This window comes from uncultured Agitococcus sp., assembly GCF_937920075.1.
Classification (GTDB): Bacteria; Pseudomonadota; Gammaproteobacteria; order Pseudomonadales; family Moraxellaceae; genus Agitococcus.
In genome coordinates this window covers 1-1,374 of record NZ_CALETI010000214.1, presented here as the reverse complement: position 1 = coordinate 1,374, position 1,374 = coordinate 1, and the positions used below count along the sequence as shown (strand labels likewise).

The window sequence follows — 1,374 nt, the reverse complement described above, 5'->3', positions numbered from 1 at the left end:
TCCCGACTTTAGTCGTGATGGCTAACCCTCCAGCTTTAGCTGGTGGTTGTTCAGTAAAGGCAGTCCTACCAATAAGCTACAAGACCAAAACTGTACGCAAAACGTGTGGGTATATGACTTACGCGCCAATATGCCGAGTTTTGGCAAACGCACACCGTTTACCGAGCAGCATTTAAAACCGTTTGAGGCGGTATATGGTGAGTTGGCGGATGGGACTAGCCCACGCACAGAGGGTGAATGGACGTTGTGCGAAGGTGAGCAGAGCTTAGACAACAGCCGTTGGCGTTGTTTTAGTCGGGAGTATATTAGGGATAGCAAAGGCGATTCGTTGGATATTAGTTGGCTAAAAGATAATAACAGTGTGGATGCGGCGAATTTGCCTGAGCCTGATGTGTTGGCGGCAGAGGCGATGACGGAGTTAACAGAGGCATTGCGTGAGTTGGATGGTTTGATGTTGGCATTGGGCGCAGGTGAGCAGGCGAGTGTACAAAAAGGTTTGTTGGCTGAGGTGTTGGGTTTAGAAACCAAAGCCATTTAATCAAATGCTATACTGACTTTGAAATAAACGATATTTAACGAGGCAAAGAACATGATAACGGCTGAATTAATTTATGAAAAAGCAAAAATGTTAGACAGTTATACTTTGCAAGAGGTTGCTGACTTTTTAGATTTTGTTGCGAGTAAAAAAGATATGCGAAAGCTACAAGAGGATAAGCGTAAATATTTCCCTGTGGTAGCGATAGAGTCCCCCGACCAAAAACCGAATCTTAGTACAAAAGTTTTGTCGGTTGAAGAAATGAATGCAGCAATTGAATATGAAGCGAGTCGACAACATGATAACGATTGATACCAATGTGATTGTTCGCTATTTAGCTAAGGATGATTTGTTGCAAGCACAACAAGCAACTCATTTATTGACATCTCAAGATTGTATGATTTTACAAACGGTACTTCTTGAAGCCGTGTGGGTATTAAGTTCTAAAGCTGGGCTTAATTGGGTGCGTGAAGCGGTGGTAGAACGCATTAGACATATTTTGTGCTTGCCAATAATATGGGTGCAAGAGCCTGAAACTGTATCTTTAGCATTAAATTGGTATGAGTCAGGAATGGATTTTGCCGATGCGTTGCATTTGGCGAATAGCGTGGGTGACTTTGCGACCTTTGACCGTCGCATGAGTAATAAGGCTGAGGTGTTAAAAACACCTAACAAGGTGTTGTTGCTGGCTGATGAGGTGAAACAATGAGTGAGGTTGTTTTGCCAGAGGGGTGGATTGAGACAAAATTGGGCGCAGCTATTGATTACGGAAAAGCGGCTAAAAAAGAGTTATCTCAAGTTAATAGGGATACATGGATTCTTGAGCTTGAAGATATAGA

2 protein-coding genes and 1 pseudogene are annotated in these 1,374 nt (G+C 42.9%); all 3 read left to right on the top strand.

Annotated features, from left to right (window positions below; translation table 11 throughout):
- Window positions 1-49: 49 nt before the first annotated feature.
- Window positions 50-538, top strand: a pseudogene (locus Q0212_RS07845) (SAM-dependent methyltransferase); the annotation flags it as partial.
- 51 nt (window positions 539-589) lie between these two features.
- Window positions 590-847: a hypothetical protein gene (locus Q0212_RS07840; RefSeq protein WP_297924248.1), complete on the top strand. Its 258-nt coding sequence runs from the start codon at window positions 590-592 to the stop codon at window positions 845-847.
- Window positions 834-1,244, top strand: a complete 411-nt coding sequence (locus Q0212_RS07835) for a type II toxin-antitoxin system VapC family toxin (RefSeq protein ID WP_297924246.1) — start codon at window positions 834-836, stop codon at window positions 1,242-1,244. The genes Q0212_RS07840 and Q0212_RS07835 overlap by 14 nt, the downstream gene beginning before the upstream one ends.
- Window positions 1,245-1,374 lie beyond the last annotated feature (130 nt).

What these genes read in the sequence shown, in the direction of transcription:
- Q0212_RS07840 (WP_297924248.1), top strand. Translation starts at nt 590, where the DNA reads ATGATAACGGCTGAATTAATTTATGAAAAAGCAAAAATGTTAGACAGT.
- Q0212_RS07835 (WP_297924246.1), top strand. Translation starts at nt 834, where the DNA reads ATGATAACGATTGATACCAATGTGATTGTTCGCTATTTAGCTAAGGAT.